This is a genomic window from Enterococcus sp. DIV0240d (assembly GCF_051711245.1).
Lineage (GTDB): Bacteria > Bacillota > Bacilli > Lactobacillales > Enterococcaceae > Enterococcus_D > Enterococcus_D casseliflavus.
The window spans coordinates 1,181,248-1,197,126 of sequence record NZ_JBIOMG010000001.1; the positions used below are offsets into that span (position 1 = coordinate 1,181,248).

The 15,879-nt window shown below is 45.3% G+C and carries 12 protein-coding genes; 9 read left to right on the forward strand and 3 right to left on the reverse strand.

Translation table 11 applies throughout. The features are described 5' to 3' along the window. Nucleotides 1-76 precede the first annotated feature (76 nt). The 3 genes from IGJ25_RS05595 to IGJ25_RS05605 form a co-directional block, all read right to left on the reverse strand. Nucleotides 77-1,222, reverse strand: coding sequence for a cation:proton antiporter (locus tag IGJ25_RS05595; protein ID WP_060791741.1), 1,146 nt, complete (start codon nucleotides 1,220-1,222; stop codon nucleotides 77-79). 205 nt (nucleotides 1,223-1,427) lie between these two features. Beyond that, nucleotides 1,428-2,225, reverse strand: coding sequence for an alpha/beta hydrolase (locus tag IGJ25_RS05600; protein WP_438779142.1), 798 nt, complete (start codon nucleotides 2,223-2,225; stop codon nucleotides 1,428-1,430). After that, nucleotides 2,222-3,799 carry a PucR family transcriptional regulator gene (locus IGJ25_RS05605; protein WP_081116819.1) on the reverse strand — a complete coding sequence of 526 codons (1,578 nt, stop codon included), beginning with the start codon at nucleotides 3,797-3,799 and terminating at the stop codon, nucleotides 2,222-2,224. Before IGJ25_RS05605 ends, IGJ25_RS05600 begins: the two co-directional genes overlap by 4 nt. A gap of 116 nt (nucleotides 3,800-3,915) precedes the next feature. Between IGJ25_RS05605 and fdrA the strand changes: the two genes are divergently transcribed. The 9 genes from fdrA to IGJ25_RS05650 all read left to right on the forward strand — a co-directional run bounded on the left by fdrA (nucleotide 3,916) and on the right by IGJ25_RS05650 (nucleotide 15,657). Then, nucleotides 3,916-6,924, forward strand: coding sequence for a DUF1116 domain-containing protein (gene fdrA, locus IGJ25_RS05610; protein WP_010747681.1), 3,009 nt, complete (start codon nucleotides 3,916-3,918; stop codon nucleotides 6,922-6,924). Next, nucleotides 6,914-7,735 carry a DUF2877 domain-containing protein gene (locus IGJ25_RS05615; RefSeq protein ID WP_438779143.1) on the forward strand — a complete coding sequence of 274 codons (822 nt, stop codon included), beginning with the start codon at nucleotides 6,914-6,916 and terminating at the stop codon, nucleotides 7,733-7,735. The genes fdrA and IGJ25_RS05615 overlap by 11 nt, the downstream gene beginning before the upstream one ends. A 15-nt stretch (nucleotides 7,736-7,750) precedes the next feature. Then, entirely contained in the window at nucleotides 7,751-9,001 is a 1,251-nt protein-coding gene (locus tag IGJ25_RS05620) for an MFS transporter (RefSeq protein WP_081116816.1), read from the forward strand. Further along, nucleotides 8,998-9,930: a carbamate kinase gene (gene arcC, locus IGJ25_RS05625; protein WP_081116815.1), complete on the forward strand. Its 933-nt coding sequence runs from the start codon at nucleotides 8,998-9,000 to the stop codon at nucleotides 9,928-9,930. The genes IGJ25_RS05620 and arcC overlap by 4 nt, the downstream gene beginning before the upstream one ends. Nucleotides 9,931-9,943: 13 nt before the next feature. Next, nucleotides 9,944-11,161 carry a dicarboxylate/amino acid:cation symporter gene (locus tag IGJ25_RS05630; RefSeq protein WP_081116814.1) on the forward strand — a complete coding sequence of 406 codons (1,218 nt, stop codon included), beginning with the start codon at nucleotides 9,944-9,946 and terminating at the stop codon, nucleotides 11,159-11,161. Between the two features lie 49 nt (nucleotides 11,162-11,210). After that, a complete protein-coding gene (gene allD, locus IGJ25_RS05635) occupies nucleotides 11,211-12,272 on the forward strand; it encodes an ureidoglycolate dehydrogenase (RefSeq protein ID WP_081116813.1) in 1,062 nt (353 codons plus the stop codon). Between the two features lie 226 nt (nucleotides 12,273-12,498). Then, entirely contained in the window at nucleotides 12,499-12,981 is a 483-nt protein-coding gene (gene ssb / locus IGJ25_RS05640) for a single-stranded DNA-binding protein (RefSeq protein WP_016610622.1), read from the forward strand. Nucleotides 12,982-13,274: 293 nt separating this feature from the next. Next, nucleotides 13,275-13,985: a gamma-glutamyl-gamma-aminobutyrate hydrolase family protein gene (locus IGJ25_RS05645; RefSeq protein ID WP_086338586.1), complete on the forward strand. Its 711-nt coding sequence runs from the start codon at nucleotides 13,275-13,277 to the stop codon at nucleotides 13,983-13,985. A 28-nt stretch (nucleotides 13,986-14,013) separates the two neighbouring features. Further along, a complete protein-coding gene (locus IGJ25_RS05650) occupies nucleotides 14,014-15,657 on the forward strand; it encodes a peptide ABC transporter substrate-binding protein (protein WP_438779144.1) in 1,644 nt (547 codons plus the stop codon). Nucleotides 15,658-15,879 lie beyond the last annotated feature (222 nt).

Here is a 15,879-nt window from a genome sequence, read left to right on the forward strand (position 1 = left end):
GCCGTTGAGCGGTCACTACAAAACCCGCGCTGTTTTTTTCACAATCATCGGTATCGCCTAGCTGTTGCTACATCGCTTAATAAATCTTTTTCGTAAAGTATTTTAAGATCAGGGGAGAGATCAAGGTACTCAACAAGACAACGATCACCAAAGGGGAATACAATGCGGATGAGATCAATTGGTTTTGTTGACCAATCTGCAAAATGATCAAAGCCATTTCACCTCGGGAAATCATTCCAGCTCCCACCATCCAAGCACTGTTGTTTGAGAATTTCGCGATTTTCGCCCCGACATAGCCGCCGACCAGTTTGGTCAAGATCGCGACCACGGTAAAGGCAAGAATAAAGAATAATTGCTCATTTAAGCGGGAAAAATCAACTTCTAAGCCAACGCTGACAAAGAACACCGGAATGAAGACGGCGTAACCTAATGCTTCGACACTGTGTTCCACTTCCTCACGAACCTTCGTTTGACTGACAGCGATCCCTGCGAAGAAGGCACCAATGACAGAGCTTAACCCAACGAGGTCAGCAAGATACGCCATTCCTAAGCAGATGATCAGTGACATGATGATCACCGCGGAATTTGCAAATAGCTTTTCTGCAAGTGCCAATAAGAACGGAGCGATCCATTTCACCAATAGAAAAATCAACACAAAATAAATCAATTCTACCAATAAGGTGACCGGCAGTGGTGTTGCTTGGCTGCTTTCGCCGCCTAAAAAGGAAAGGCTAAGACTCAAAACCAACACGACCAAAATATCATCCACGACGGAAGCACCAAGAATCGTCGACCCTTCTTTCGTATTCACCACATTCAACTCTTTCAATACTTCGACAGAAATACTGACTGAGGTGGCAGCTAATACGATCCCGAAAAAGAACGCTTCTGTGGGACTGCTTTGAAAACCGACCCCCGTGGCATACCCGAAGAGCATAGGGAACACGATCCCCAAAAGGGCAACGAGCATCCCTGGACGAAAATAGCGTTTCAATAAAGAAATATCACTTTCCAATCCCGCTAAAAACATCAGCAAAATAACACCAATCTCTGAAAAATCATGAACCAGAATATCTGGATGGACCCAATTGAGTCCTGCGCCTCCTAATAAAACCCCCGCTAACAACTGCCCGATGACAGCAGGAACGCCCATCCGTCTCGCCAGATGCGAGAAGAGGGTCGTCGTGATTAGGATCAAACACAAAATCCCGACAAAATGCATAAAACCTCATCCTTCTTTCCTATAACATACTCCCCTTTAGTATAGCATTCTCTCTTGAATTGAGCCTGTATCAAGCCTTTTTTGAATAAAGGGAGATTCGGAAACGGTTCCTTTTTCGAAAAGTCGGATAAAGTTAGATCAGATGAAGGCATTCCCATTGGCTACCAAAATAAAAAAACGTTACTTTCGGTTTATTTATAACAAATTAATGCTCCAGCCAACGGGCGAGCTGCTGAAACACCATTTGGACTTGCGGCTCCTCGACGTTTTTCAAAAAGTCGTGGGGCAAATCATAGACAGGGACAAATTTACTTTTAGGCACTTTCTTCAAGCCTTTGCTGTAATGAAAAGGTACTTCCTCATCGGTACTGCTAGCACTGCTGAAAATTGGAGGAAATTGTGAAAGCAGCTCAGGATCAATGGCATAGTCAGAAAGAGCTTCAGCTGTTAGACCATAGATCGTGGTGAGTTCTTGCTGATGAACCCAATAAAAATAAGGCAAATAGCGCTGAAACTGCGGATCATCCCAAACGATCTCGGTTTGATCCAAAGAAGGGACTTGCTCTTTGCTTAAGAGCGGCTGCTGCAAGACTCGTTTGTTTTCAATAAAAGAAAGATCGGTATACCCATAAAAGTTGACCAGTTTTTCAGGCAATCTCTGTTGTTCCTTCAGTAATTGCTGGGTCAGCGCCAGCATCAAATAACCGCCAGCTGAGCGTCCGCAGAAACAAAACGGGTTATCTTTAAGCACAGTTGCTTGTAATTCTTGAAAATTTTGCCAGTTCAGCGCCAAAATCTCCGCTAACGAGGAATTGGGCGCCAGTAAATAATCGACTGTGAGGACGCTGTATTGCTGCTCTTGAAATAGTGCGATCAGTGATGCGGGAATGTCTTGACGGGTTCCATAAACAAAACCGCCGCCGTGAAAGTAAATCACGTATTTCTCCGAAGCAGGATAAAGGGACACCGAAGCACCGGTGGTCAATTGCCATTCTTTTTTCATTTTGCTTGACTCCTTTTCTGAAGCTCTAATAAATAGGTGCCGATCTCGTAATTGACTAATTGGATCGGACTTGTCAGATCGATCTCTAGTAGCTGTTCGATTTTGCTTAGTCGGTAGCGAATCGTTTTGGCATGAAGAAACAAGGTTTCAGCCGTATTTTTGTAATTGCGATTCGTGATAAAAAAGGTATACAGCGTTTTGAACAGCTCTTCATTTTCTTCCGAGAGTTGATACAGCTTCGGTGGAATGCTTTGCTGCAGCTTTTCCAGTTGGTTCTCCTTGATAAAGGAACTAAAGATACCTAAGTCGCTATAGGCAATGATCGGCGCCAAATAAAACTGCCGATTGAAGCGAATCGCATCCAAACACTCTGGCAGGATCTCTTTGATCTGTTCCTTGCGCAAGGCTTCGCTGACCACCAAGCAGCCATGTTCACCGGCTAACAGGGCATCATCAAAATGTGTCTGCAGCATCTGTTTCGTCACCTGATGGGCGATCGATTGGAAATTATAGAGGATCACCAAATAGTTGTGGTGTTCGAAAAAGACGTGGGGTGTTTTCAACGCCCGCAGCTTGTGCAAAACGACGGACTTACGCTCCTTATCTTTGAAGCTGTTGGAAGCAAAGGCAATGCCTTGGTAGAAATCGTAGCGATCCAGTTGCGCTTCTTCTAACAAAAGATCCAGCTCAGCCAAATTACTAGGAGTGTTTTGTAAGATCGCATCGGCAAGATTGTTCATGCGATTGTAGCGTTCTTTCTTCAACAAATACTCCATTTGGAGGCGTTCATAAATGACGTCGATCACATTTTCAATGATCATGACTTTTGCCTCAGGGATCTGCGAATCTTTCTGATAAACGATCAAGGTACACAGATCATTGTAAGGATTGATGATCTCTACTTTTATGGCAGTCACATATTGATTGTTTTCATGAGAAAATAATTCCAAATATTCGTAGTGGTTCTTGGTAAACTCGATGGTTTTCATGGGTTCTTGTTTGGTCACCACGAAATTCTTAAAGGATTGACCGACGGACACATGCACATCTAAATGGGGGATGCGCAACGAACAAGGCTTTTCGATCAATTGATAGAACTCCTGCATGATCTGATCGAAAGAAGAGTGGTTGCGCTCGACTTTCATGAAGCGTTGGCGAACTTCGTAATAGGTACGCAGCAGCTGGGTTTGGTGATTCAGCAATGGTTCGTAAACCGCTAGCATGATGGCTTCATAGCTGACTTCTTGCTGCACTTTGATCAAAGGGATCTGATAAGCAAAGCTAAGCTCAATCACCCAATCTGGGATCATAGGGATCAAGCGATCCACTTTGATCACTAAACCGCTGACACCGATTTGCAGCATTTTTTCAAAAAAAACACGCAGTTCCTCAGGGGATTGGTCTTTGAAGGCATAAAAAGAAGTCAAAATCAATTGATGGGCTTTGCTCCACTTCTCAATGTCCATCGCTTCCAGCACCATGACGGAACCAACGGAATTTGTTAAACCAATGGAGCCAGTCAGGACTTTACTTTTTTCAAAAAGCGGCAGTTCAACCAATTCTTTTAATTTCATAAAACGCTCCTTTTTTCTCTTTTGGATAAAAAGTATAGCATTTTTTTAGAACTTTATCCAATGAAAACGCAAACAAGGCTCGTTAGAATGAGAGTATAAGAAAAGGAGGAGAACAAATGCTGCACACAGTAATCTTAAAGAATAACTACCAAGATTCCATTAACTTAATGCTGCTGACGAATACGATCAATGATCTAGGTGATGTCGAAATGAGTCAAATCATGATGGGGACGGATGCAAACAAAGACATATTAAATAACACTGGATTGCTTTCTGAAGAGGCTGAAGGTGCTTCACCCAACGATATGATGATCGTGGTCGATAGCCAAAACGAACAGATCATGGATCAAGTAATGCCAGCGATCGATTCATTTTTAGCTGATCTTTCAGCAAAAGATCAAGGCAAAGAAACGCCAGCGGCGGCTTCATGGCAAGAAGCCTTGAGCGCAATGCCGGATGCCAATGTTGCATTATTTAGTATTCCTGGGGAATATGGCGCAGCCGAGATGGAAAAAGCCTTGAAAAATGACTTGCATGTTTTCTCGTTTACGGACAATGTCGCTATCGAAGATGAAGTGCGTTTGAAAAAGCTGGCTCATGAAAAAGGCTTATTGATGATGGGGCCAGACTGTGGAACCGGTATTATTTCCAGCATTCCGATTGCCTTCACGAATGTCGTGGCACCAGGAAACATCGGCGTCGTTGGTGCCTCTGGTACGGGGATTCAAGAAGTGACGACGATCATTGACCGATTAGGCGGTGGTGTCGTTCATGCCATCGGGACCGGCGGACGTGACTTAAGCGACAAAGTTGGGGCGATCACTGTCAAAGATGCCATCGTTGCTTTAGAAAATCATGAACCGACAGATGTGATTTGCGTGATCTCGAAACCACCTGCAAAAGAAGTGCGGGATGAAGTCGTTCAATTGCTGCAAAGTATCAGCAAACCTGTGGTAGCGATTTTCTTAGGAGAAAAACCAGAAGCCCATGAAGGAAAAGTCTATTTGGCACATACTCTGGAAGAAACAGCGCGCATTGCTGTTGATCTTGCCAATGAAGAACCCGTCAAGGCGAACTATTTTGAACGCGTGGCAACCCCAGATGTACCCAAACTCGCTGAAGACAAAGTGGTCAAAGGTCTTTATTCTGGCGGTACATTAGCTGCCGAAGCAGGAATGCTGATCTCCGAAGCCTTGAATCTAGAAGGCCTTGTAAAACAAGAAGGCTATATCTTGCATTCCCACGGCTATGATGTGATCGACCTTGGTGATGATATCTATACCCAAGGCAAACCGCACCCAATGATCGATCCTGAAGTGCGCATCAAAAAAATCGAAGACTATGCGCAAGATGAGCAAACAGGGGTCATTTTATTTGATGTGGTGTTAGGTTACGGCGCACATGCAGATATGGTAGGAGCTTTGTTACCAGCCATCGAAGCTGTACAGCAAACAGCCCAAGCAGCTGATCGCGCGCTGTACTTTGTTGCTACCGTCTGCGGAACTGAAAAAGATCCGCAAAACTATCAAGAAGCAGTCAACCGTTTGAAAGCAGCTGGCGTCTATGTGGCACCAAGCAATGCTCAAGCAGTGCAATTAGCCCTCGCCTTAAAAGGGGCGACTCTTTCTGAAGCAGACAAAGCGGTCAATGACTATACTGGTAGCAAAGTTGAGGTGCCGACAGTTAGCGAGAAAGTGATGGAGCTGTTGACCACCAAACCACGAATCATCAATGTTGGCTTACAAAGCTTCAATGAATCGATCCTGCAATATGGCGGGAAAACAGAACAATTTAACTGGCGTCCTCGTGCCAACGGCAACAAGAAAATGATCCATATTTTAGACGCGTTAGAAGAATTTGACGAAAAAATCACAGCTGAAAACCAAGCAGTGACGGATAAAATCAAAAATGCCCAACCATTCTTGATCGATGTCGTTCCAGCTAAATCAGTGATCGCTGAATTAAACGAAAGCCAGAAAACCTTGCTGCATGCAGGACCGCCGATCCAATGGTCGGAAATGACGGGACCGATGCAAGGGTCTTGTATCGGCGCTGCCTTGTTTGAACGCTGGGCGAAGGATGAAGACGAAGCCCGCCGCTTACTCGAAAGTGGGGAAGTCCGCTTTATGCCATGTCACCATGTCCAGGCAGTTGGACCAATGGGGGGAATCACTTCTGGGAATATGCCTGTCTTTGTGGTTGAAAACCGCCTTGTCGGCAACAAAGCCTACTGTATTTTGAACGAAGGGATCGGTAAAGTCTTACGATTTGGTGCCTATTCACAAGAAGTCATCGATCGTTTGGATTGGATCAAAGACGTCTTAGGACCAACCATTGCCAAGGCATTGCAATTAACAGAAGAAGGCATCAACTTGAATGTATTGATTGCCCGGTCGATCACAATGGGGGATGAATTCCATCAACGAAATATTGCAGCATCATTGAACTTTTTGAAAGAAATCGCGCCGTTGATCATCCAAACAGAGATCGATGAAAAGCAAAAATATGAAGTGATCAAGTTCTTAGCAGATACCGATCAGTTCTTCTTGAATATCATGATGGCAACCGGCAAAGCCATCGTTGACGGTGCCCGTGTCGATGCCAAAGGAACGATCGTGACCACCATGACGAGAAACGGTGTCAATTTTGGGGTTCGTGTCGCCCAAACAGAAGACCAATGGCATACTGCACCAGTCAATACGCCGAAAGGTTTGTACTTTACTGGGTTTACCGAAGCAGATGGCAATCCTGATATTGGGGACAGTGCCATTACTGAAACCGTCGGCGTTGGAGCAATGGCGATGGTAGCCGCACCAGGGGTAACACGCTTTGTCGGCGCTGGGGGCTTTGAGGATGCGCTGGAAACTTCCAACGAAATGGCAAAAATCTGTTTCGGTCATAATCCGACCTTCTCGATCCCAACATGGGACTTCCAAGGGACTTGTTTGGGGATCGACATCCGCAAAGTCGTTGAAACAGGCATCACCCCAATCATTAATACTGGGATCGCCCATAAAGAAGCAGGTGTCGGTCAAGTCGGCGCAGGCACGGTGCGTGCACCGTTAGGCTGTTTTGAAAATGCCTTGACGGCTTATGCGAAGGATCTGGGGATCGATGTTGACTGAGAAAATTAAAATCAGTGATTATCTAGACCCACTGCAACGATTCGGTCGTACCGGTCGGGTGCATAGCGTGTTTGATCGTTCATTCAATGTGATGATCGGGCAGCAGCTGGTCAATATCAACAACTATCGCAACTATTTGACTGGCTTTGGGGTCTTTTTACCCGATGCATTGTTTGAACAAGTCTTGCCTTTGATCGAAGTCGGCAATCGCGTGCAAGTCCGAGAGCATGGTCTGACCTTTTACAGCACAAAAGGAACATTTTCTCTTTCATTAGAGGAGAAAGAATTGGTTTCGCTGCAGGTGAAGGAGCTATCCTTCACCTCTGCGGAATTGCAGCTTTTGAAAGAAATACTGCTTCAACAAAAACTAGAAACCAAGATTGGGTTGCCAGAAGATGAAAAAATCCAAGCAGTGTTTGCGGCATTGCGGCAGTCTGTCTCAGATTGGGAACCAATCATTGACCACCTGATTGGTCGTGGCAAAGGATTGACACCTAGCGGCGATGATCTTCTCGTTGCCTATCAAGCGATGCTCTATGCCTTGCAACAGCCAGAAGCCGACGCGTTAGCACAAGCATTGGCAAAACCGCTGTCTACGACGGATGTCAGCCTTGCTTATATTCAAAGTGCCAGTCAAGGGTATGTCAATTCGGTAATGCTGCAATTATTCCAAGACGTAAAAAGTAAAAACCCGCAGGTGCTGGAAAACGATGTGCAGCAGCTGATGTCCATCGGTCATTCGTCAGGCAAAGATCTTAGCTTTGGGTTGTTGTTAGCGTTGGAGTCATTGTCACTTGAGGAGAAAGAATAGAAAAGGGGAGAAATCATGGTAATCAGTAACCAGAAAGATGCGGTCAAAGTAAGCAATTCTTACTGGAAAAAAGTCGTTGCTATTTTCTTTGTCGGCTGGATTTTAATGTACGCCACACGGACGATCTTCAATCCAATCATGGGTGTGATCGGTGAAGAATTCAATTTAAGTAACACACAACTAGGACTTGCCAATAGTATTTTCTTTTTGACTTATGCCGTTGCGCAAATTCCTTTTGGGATCATCGGCGACAAAATCGGTCGCAAATTAGTGATCGCTCTAGGCTTTGTTTTATTGGCGGTGACTACGTACTTCAGTGGGCTAGCCACAAGCTTTGTTTTGTTTTTAGTGATTCGTGCCATTGCAGGGATTGGTCAAGGTGCCTATTACGGTCCGCAATACGCATTGTCTACCGAAGCGATTCCCGACAACAAACGAACCGTCGGAAATGCCATTATCAACAGTGGGATGGCGTTTGGAACGTCTGGCGGGTACTTGCTTTCTAGTAAATTAGTCTTGGATAACGGGGGCCATTGGAGCCAACCCTTCTTCCTAATGGCAATTCCGACCTTGATCGTTGGTGTCTTGTTCTATTTTGTTTTGAAAGAAAAAGTGATCCGTCCAGAAGATGAAGGACAAGAAATAAAAGAAGAAGGGCCGAAAGAAAAGATTTCCTTGAAGCAGATTTTTTCAAACCGCAATCTTGTGGCAGCCTTTGTTCTATGCTTTACCAGCATTTATGCAAACTTTGTGATCATTACTTGGCTGCCGCAATTCTTGATTGCCGAGCGTGGTTTTGAAGGGGCGAGTGTCGGCTTTATTGCTTCCTTAGTCCCATGGGCATCAATTCCAGGTGCGTTGATTTTTGCTCGATTGAATGATAAAACAGGCGCAACGAAAAAATTAGTCTATTTATTGGTCCCATTGGCGACCCTTTCCGTATTTGCCATTGCCTTTGTAACGGATCGTACCTTATTGATCACTGTCTTGATTTTGTATGGATTGACTGGCAAGCTGGCGCTTGATCCAATCGTCGTGACCTTTGTGACGAAAAACGCACCAAAAGGCGCCTTAGGAACGACCTTGAGTGCCTATAATTTTATCGGGATGTCGGGGTCGATCTTAGCACCTTATGTTACTGGCTTTTTAGCCGATTCTTTAGGATCGATGCAGGTCGGGTTTTACCTGTCTTGTTTATTACTGCTGATCGGATTAGGTGTTTTTGCCGTATTAGCAAAGGAAAATCAGAAGGAGAGCATAAAATGAGTTTGAATGTGATCGCGTTAGGCGGCAATGCTATTTTAGATAAAGACCCTAGTGATGAAGGACAAAAAGCAGTTGTTGCGCAAGCAGCACGTTATATTGCCGATTTTGTCGAAAAAGGGGAAAAAGTCATTGTTTGTCACGGCAATGGACCACAAGTCGGCAACTTACTGTTGCAGCAAAAAGCAGGGGAAAGTGAAAAAAATCCCCAATTGAAATTAGACAGCTGCGTGGCTATGACCCAAGGAAGTATCGGTTATTGGCTGCAAAATGCCTTGATCAATGAGTTTGCCACACGTCAAGCACATCCTTCGGTGATCTCATTAGTCACCCAAGTTCGTGTCGATCCAGCAGATCCATCCTTTGAGAAACCTTCCAAACCAGTCGGACCTTTTTATAGTGAAGAGGAAGCCAATGCCGTGATGGCAGCCAATGGCGGGGTATATCAAGAAGATGCTGGGCGTGGTTACCGGAAAGTGGTTCCATCCCCGAAACCGCAAGAAATCGTTGAAAAAGAAGCCATCAAAACATTGGTCGATGCTGGTGTGATCACGATTTGCGCCGGTGGTGGTGGCGTACCTGTCGTTCACAACGACAATGGGTTTACTGGCGTGGAAGCCGTCAACGACAAGGACTTTACCGCTAGTGTCTTAGCAAAAGACGTGCAGGCCGATCGCCTAATCATTTTGACTGGTGTCGACAATATCTACATCAATTACAACCAGCCGAATCAGCAAGCCTTAGGGGAAATCAGTGTGGCACAAGCCAAGGGCTACATTGAGGAAGGCCATTTTGCAGCGGGCAGTATGTTGCCAAAAATAGAAGCTGCGATTGATTTTGTCGAAGAAGATGCAGCCAGAACCGCGATTATTACCTCAATCGAAAAGTTAGCTGAACTGGATCAGCATACAGGAACCATACTTCGAAAATAAAGAGGGGATCAAAGTGAAAGCAAAAAAACTACCGATGGTGACGCAGATCGTTATTGCCGTTCTTCTAGGGATTCTTTGCGGTTTGTTCTTTGGTCAAGCCGCTTCGTTCCTAAAAATTTTGGGCGATCTTTTCTTGCGTCTGATGCAAATGGCGATCCCATTATTGATCGTTGGCCAAATCATTCAAGCAGTTGGGGGGATTGCCCCGAAAGAACTCACTCGTTTGGGTGGAAAAACGATCGCTGTCTTTGGGATTTCCTCCTTATTCGCTGCTGCATGGGGCGTGCTGATGGCGCTCTTCTTTGCTCCAGGCAAAGGGATCGACTTTTCACAAGCTGCCGGCGAACCTCTGCAAGCACAAGAAATTTCTATATCAGAGACAGTGATCAACTTTATTCCCACGAATATTTTCGATGCGTTGAGTAAAGGGTCAATTATTCAAATCATCGTTTTTGGGTTATTTTTTGGTGTTGCCCTCAATCGCTTTATGCAAAAGAAACCTGAGTCAGCTCTTTATGGGTTGATCGTGGATCTGAATGAGGTCGTCATTGCCATCATTCGTTACGTGATGATCGTGGCACCAATCGGTATTTTTGCTTTGATCGCTTCAACGATCAGCTCCCTAGGCTTGCAGATCATTTTGCCATTAGTCAGCTATTTGCTTGTCTACGGTCTAGCCACCGTCACGTTCCTTGGGCTGTGGCTAGTCTTGTTGACCGTATATTGTCGGATCAATCCGTTACGATTGATCAAAAATATGAAAAATATGTCGGTCATGGCCTTGGCGACAACCTCCTCTGCCATCACGCTGCCGATCGCTATGGAAGAATCCCAGAATAAATTAGGACTCAGTAGCCGCATCACCAATTTGGTATTGCCGTTAGGGATGTCTTTGAACAGCAATGGGTCAGCGATGCATATGGCGATTACAGTCATGACGATCGCCCAAATGTATCAAATCAACTTTGACGGGATCCAAATGGTGACGGTAGCTGTAACTGCGACTTTCGTTTCTTTAGCCAATGCAGTTGTTCCCGGAGCGGGGTTAGTTTCCTTGGCAATCATTGTTCCCCAGCTCGGTTTACCAATCGAAAGCATTGCGCTATTTGCTGGTGTCGAATGGTTTGTTGGCATGTTGCGGACGATCTTGAACGTGAACTCAGACGTCTATTCAGCGCTTTTGATCGCTAAGTCAGCTGATGAACTCGATCATCGCGTGTTTAATCAATAAGAGAAGCCGTTGCCAAGCGTGCTTCTCTTTTTCTAAGGAGGAGAAAAAGATGGAAGAAATGAGCAGACGTTCTCTGCTGGAATTAGAAGTATTGATGAAAAAGAAACTCTTGGCTGCTGGTTTGCCAGAAGCCGCTGCCAGTGAAACAGCGGCGCATTTGACCTTTGCGGATGCTTGCGGGATCCATTCTCATGGTGCCGTGCGGATGGACTACTATGCCGAGCGCTTAGTAAAAGGCGGTATCACGCTAGAACCAAACATGTCTTTTGAAAAAACAGGCGCCGCTACCGGAATTTTTCACGGAGATAACGGCATGGGGCATTATGTGTGCAACGAAGCGATTGCGATCGCCATTCATCTGGCGAAAGAAGCAGGGATCGCTGCAGTAGGAATCGAGCAGACCAGCCATAGCGGGACGATGGCGTATTACGTCAAACAGGCTGCTGAAGCCGACTTAGTGGCGATCGCCATGTGTCAATCGGATCCGATGGCGGTGCCTTTTGGTGGGACCGAAAACTATTTTGGCACCAATCCAATCGCGTTTGCAGCACCACGAGCCAATCATCCGCCGGTGGTTTTTGATATGGCGACAACGGTTCAAGCGTGGGGCAAAATTTTGGACGCTCGCTCGAAGAAACAGCAGATCCCCGATACTTGGGCAGTAGACGAGCAAGGCTTGCCTACCACCGATCCCTATGCAGTCCAAGGATTATTGCCTATCGCTGGTGCCAAAGGGTATGGCTTAATGATGATGGTGGATATTTTAGCCGGTTCGATGCTAGGCTTGGCTTTTGGTAAACAGGTCACCTCCATGTATGCGGACTTGACGGAAAAACGTCGCTTAGGACAATTCCTTTTGGTGATCGATCCGTCTCGTTTTACGGACACCGAAATCTTCAAGCAAAGCATCGATCAGATGGTGACTGAGCTGCATGCAATCCCGCCAGTAAAAGGGCAATCACAAGTCTACTATCCTGGAGAGATCAGTCAAATACACTTTGAAAAAGCTCAGCAAGAAGGGGTCCTGATCCCCAAAGCGATCATCGATTATCTCGAAAGCGAAACCCTCCATTTTGATCGCTATGGTAGTCAAGATTCCTTTGCTAAATAAAGATCTGCAGAAGACGGTTGGTTCATAGGGGATTGAACCAACTTTTTTTTGCTGTGTGGAGCAAAAAGGATTTTTCCATCAAAAAATCGCAGCTTTTTGACAGGAGCAGACGAATTCTTTGAGTTGGTTCATTTTTTTCAAAGCATTTCTTAAGCCATTTAACCTTTGATTGCTTGTTTTTTGGAATATGGTAGAATAGGTCGCATAAGTTTAGATTACTCAAGAAATGAGAGAAAAGCGAGGATGCAGCGTGGCAATGAATAAAGTGGTTCTTACTGGGAAAATCGCAGCGATGCCTAGTAAAGAAGCGTTTGATGCGGCGGACGATCAGGGCGTACGTTTTGATCTTGTCATTGTATCTCAATGGCAAAACAGTGAAGAAGTGCATCATGAATGGTTTGCTTGTGTCGTTCATGGGAAACAGGCAGAGACCTTTTTACGGTATACTCAAAAAGGAGCAAGTATCAAAATCAACGGACACTTGCAAGGCTGTCCGTATGAAACAGCAGAAGGGCAAAGATTTTGTGCGGCAGAAGTCGTGGTGGATACCTTTCAAATTTTAGAGTTAGCAGAAGAACCAGCGGCGCCTTTTCCTAAAAAGCGACCATCGACACTTGATGAACCGACGCAAACAAAGTCGATCCGTAATGAAAAAGATCCCCTAAAAACACAGATGCTGGAGTTTTTAAAAGACAATCGATTATTTTAATGACGAAACATGCGGAAAGCAACGGCTTCTCGCATGTTTTTTTATGTAGAGAAAGCGTTGGTAAAATCCAATTATATCTGACTAGCGGTGTTCTTTATTGCGAATCAAAGAGGCGGTTAAATAGAATGGTGATTGTAATAAATGATCACGAAAGTGAAAATAGTGTTTCACAAAAAGTGCCGATTGGTTTAGAATAGTTGAAACATATCTTGAGGGAAAAAGCGGTGCTTGCCTTGTTCAACTGCTAGATGCCGCTTTTTTCTGAAAAAATCGTTAATCCGGGAGGGATGTCGATGGGCAAACCAATTATAGGGATCGCTGCGAATGAAGTGCAAGATGCTGGCGATGTGCTGCATCATTTGCCGATCGCCTACACACCATTGGGGTATGTGCGAGCGATCCAGCAAGCGGGCGGACTGCCATTGCTCTTGCCAATCAGTGAGCCAGCTGCAGCCAAGGACTATGTTTCACAGATCGATAAACTGGTGTTAGCTGGTGGACAAGATGTTTCACCCAAGTTTTATGGGCAGGAGGCTCATCAGGCAACTGGAAGCGGCTTTTTGGCACGGGATGAGTTTGAACTGGCGCTAATCGATGAAGCGCTGCTGCAAAAGAAACCAATTTTTGCGGTTTGTCGGGGGATGCAGCTGGTCAACGTGGCCTTTGGGGGCACGCTGCAGCAAGACATCAGTACCTTCAGTGAGATCATTCATATGCAGGCGCCGATTCCGAAAGAAGTGCCGACCCATGCCATCGCGACGGCTGAAAAAAGCATGTTGGCTCGTGTATACGGTCAAAAAACAAAGGTCAATTCCTTTCATCATCAAGCGGTGGATCGATTGGCTCGTCCATTGCAAAAGACAGCTTGGAGTCCTGATGGCATCATTGAAGGCATTGAACACGTGGATCAGCGCTTGTTGGCGGTTCAATGGCATCCAGACTTTGCCTATGATGCGCTTTTACAAGAACAAGCGGTTTTCAAGTATGTCGTTGACGTGTTGTAAGAAAGAGGGTCACGCAAGGAGAAGAAAAATGAAAAAGAAAATAATTGGTATCACTGCTTTAACAGTATTGGTTTTAAGTGCCTGCAGTACCACGAGTCCCACGACGGATTCTGGACAGCAAGAGGAGCAAGGCGCTGTTGCGCAAGAGATTCAAGTGTCAACCGCGGGCGCCTTATCGACCCTTGATAGCGGGCAATACACGGATGTCAACAGTTCCGATATGATCGGACAAGTGGCAGAAGGGTTATACCGTCTGGATCAAGAGGGGGATCCTGAGCTTGCGATGGCCGCTGAAGAGCCTACGGTATCAGAAGATGGTCTGGTTTATACCTTCACCATTCGTGATGCAACATGGAGCAATGGCGATCCTGTTACAGCAGATGATTTTGTCTACGCCTTTCAATATGTTGCCAATCCAGAGAACGGTTCTAGCAGCAGCAATCAAATGGATGTGTTGAAAAATGGCAGTCAAGTACGTCAAGGAGATGCTGAGGTCAGTGAGTTAGGTGCCAAAGCATTGGACCAGCAGACGCTAGAGCTGACATTGGCAAGTCCAATCTCGTATTTGGATCAGATTCTGGTCGGGACACCTTTTATGCCAAAAAATCAAGCGTTTGCTGAAGAAAAAGGCGCCGATTATGGGTTGTCGGCGGAAAATTTTGTCGGCAATGGCCCATTCTTGATCGAAGGGTGGAACGGGACCAACGAATCATGGACGTTAACGAAAAATCCTGATTATTGGGATGCTGAGAATGTCCAATTAACCAAGATCGACGTGCAAGTAGTGAAGGAAACGGCAACTGGTGTCAGCCTTTTTGAAACAGGAGAACTGGACTACACCACCTTAACGGATACGTACGCGCAGCAATACCAAAACTCAGCTCAAGCCAACTATGTGCCAAAGGCGCTGGTGGGGTATTTAAGTACCAACCAAAAACGAGAAATCACAGGCAATGTCAAGGTACGTCAGGCGATTTTACAAGCCATCGACAAAGAGGCATTTGCCGAAAATATCTTAGGTGACGGGTCCACTGCATTGAACGGCTTTGTGCCAAGCAACTTTGCCAAAGATCCAGAAACAGACCAAGATTTTCGTGAAGAAAATGGCGATTTACTCCCGTATGATCTAACAGCCGCACAAGCGCTTTGGGCACAAGCCAAAGAAGAGTTGGGACAAGACGAGATCACTTTGGAACTGTTGTCAGCAGATACAGCAGCAGCCAAGAAAACCATCGAATTTGTCCAAGGACAGTTAGAAACTAATTTGCCTGGATTAACCATTGATGCCAAGTCGATTCCTTTACAAAACCGCTTGGACTTGCAATCCCAAGGTGAATTTGATCTCGTCTTCGGGACTTGGACACCAGATTATGCGGATCCAATCAACTTCTTAGAATTTTATGATTCGACAGGTGGCTTGAATACCTCTGGGTATGCTAGTGAAAAGTACGATCAAGGGTTACAAGAAGCACGGACGACTTTAGCAAACGACCCAGCTGCCCGTTGGGACTTATTGAAAGAACTTGAAAAGCAATTGATCGTTGAAGATACAGCCGTCTTGCCGTTATATCAAGGGGCGGTAGCGTATTTGAAAACAGATCGTTTGCAAGGGGTGCAAGTGTTTCCTTTTGGACGAACAGTATCCTATCGCCTAGCATCTGTCACAGAATAAACAGGCAGTAAGAAAACAGAGGAACTTTTTTTCAACCAAGTGTGCTGACCAAACAACGCTTGTTGAAGAGAGGGGCATCTGTTTTTTTATTTTGCCAAATTCCTTGCAGCGCTTAGGATAAATCGAGAATTCGTTTTCAAAAAATAGTTGTTAAAAAGCGAGAAATTGAGAAACGCCTTTTTAGAAAAGTCAATCTTTTTGAAAAAAAATTAATAAAAGTTG

Coding starts and splice junctions, on each gene's coding strand:
- IGJ25_RS05645 (WP_086338586.1), top strand. CDS start 13,275: ATGGGCAAACCAATTATAGGGATCGCTGCGAATGAAGTGCAAGATGCT.
- IGJ25_RS05595 (WP_060791741.1), bottom strand. CDS start 1,222: ATGCATTTTGTCGGGATTTTGTGTTTGATCCTAATCACGACGACCCTC.
- IGJ25_RS05650 (WP_438779144.1), top strand. CDS start 14,014: ATGAAAAAGAAAATAATTGGTATCACTGCTTTAACAGTATTGGTTTTA.
- IGJ25_RS05605 (WP_081116819.1), bottom strand. CDS start 3,799: ATGAAATTAAAAGAATTGGTTGAACTGCCGCTTTTTGAAAAAAGTAAA.
- allD (WP_081116813.1), top strand. CDS start 11,211: ATGGAAGAAATGAGCAGACGTTCTCTGCTGGAATTAGAAGTATTGATG.
- ssb (WP_016610622.1), top strand. CDS start 12,499: ATGAGAGAAAAGCGAGGATGCAGCGTGGCAATGAATAAAGTGGTTCTT.
- IGJ25_RS05615 (WP_438779143.1), top strand. CDS start 6,914: ATGTTGACTGAGAAAATTAAAATCAGTGATTATCTAGACCCACTGCAA.
- IGJ25_RS05620 (WP_081116816.1), top strand. CDS start 7,751: ATGGTAATCAGTAACCAGAAAGATGCGGTCAAAGTAAGCAATTCTTAC.
- arcC (WP_081116815.1), top strand. CDS start 8,998: ATGAGTTTGAATGTGATCGCGTTAGGCGGCAATGCTATTTTAGATAAA.
- IGJ25_RS05600 (WP_438779142.1), bottom strand. CDS start 2,225: ATGAAAAAAGAATGGCAATTGACCACCGGTGCTTCGGTGTCCCTTTAT.
- fdrA (WP_010747681.1), top strand. CDS start 3,916: ATGCTGCACACAGTAATCTTAAAGAATAACTACCAAGATTCCATTAAC.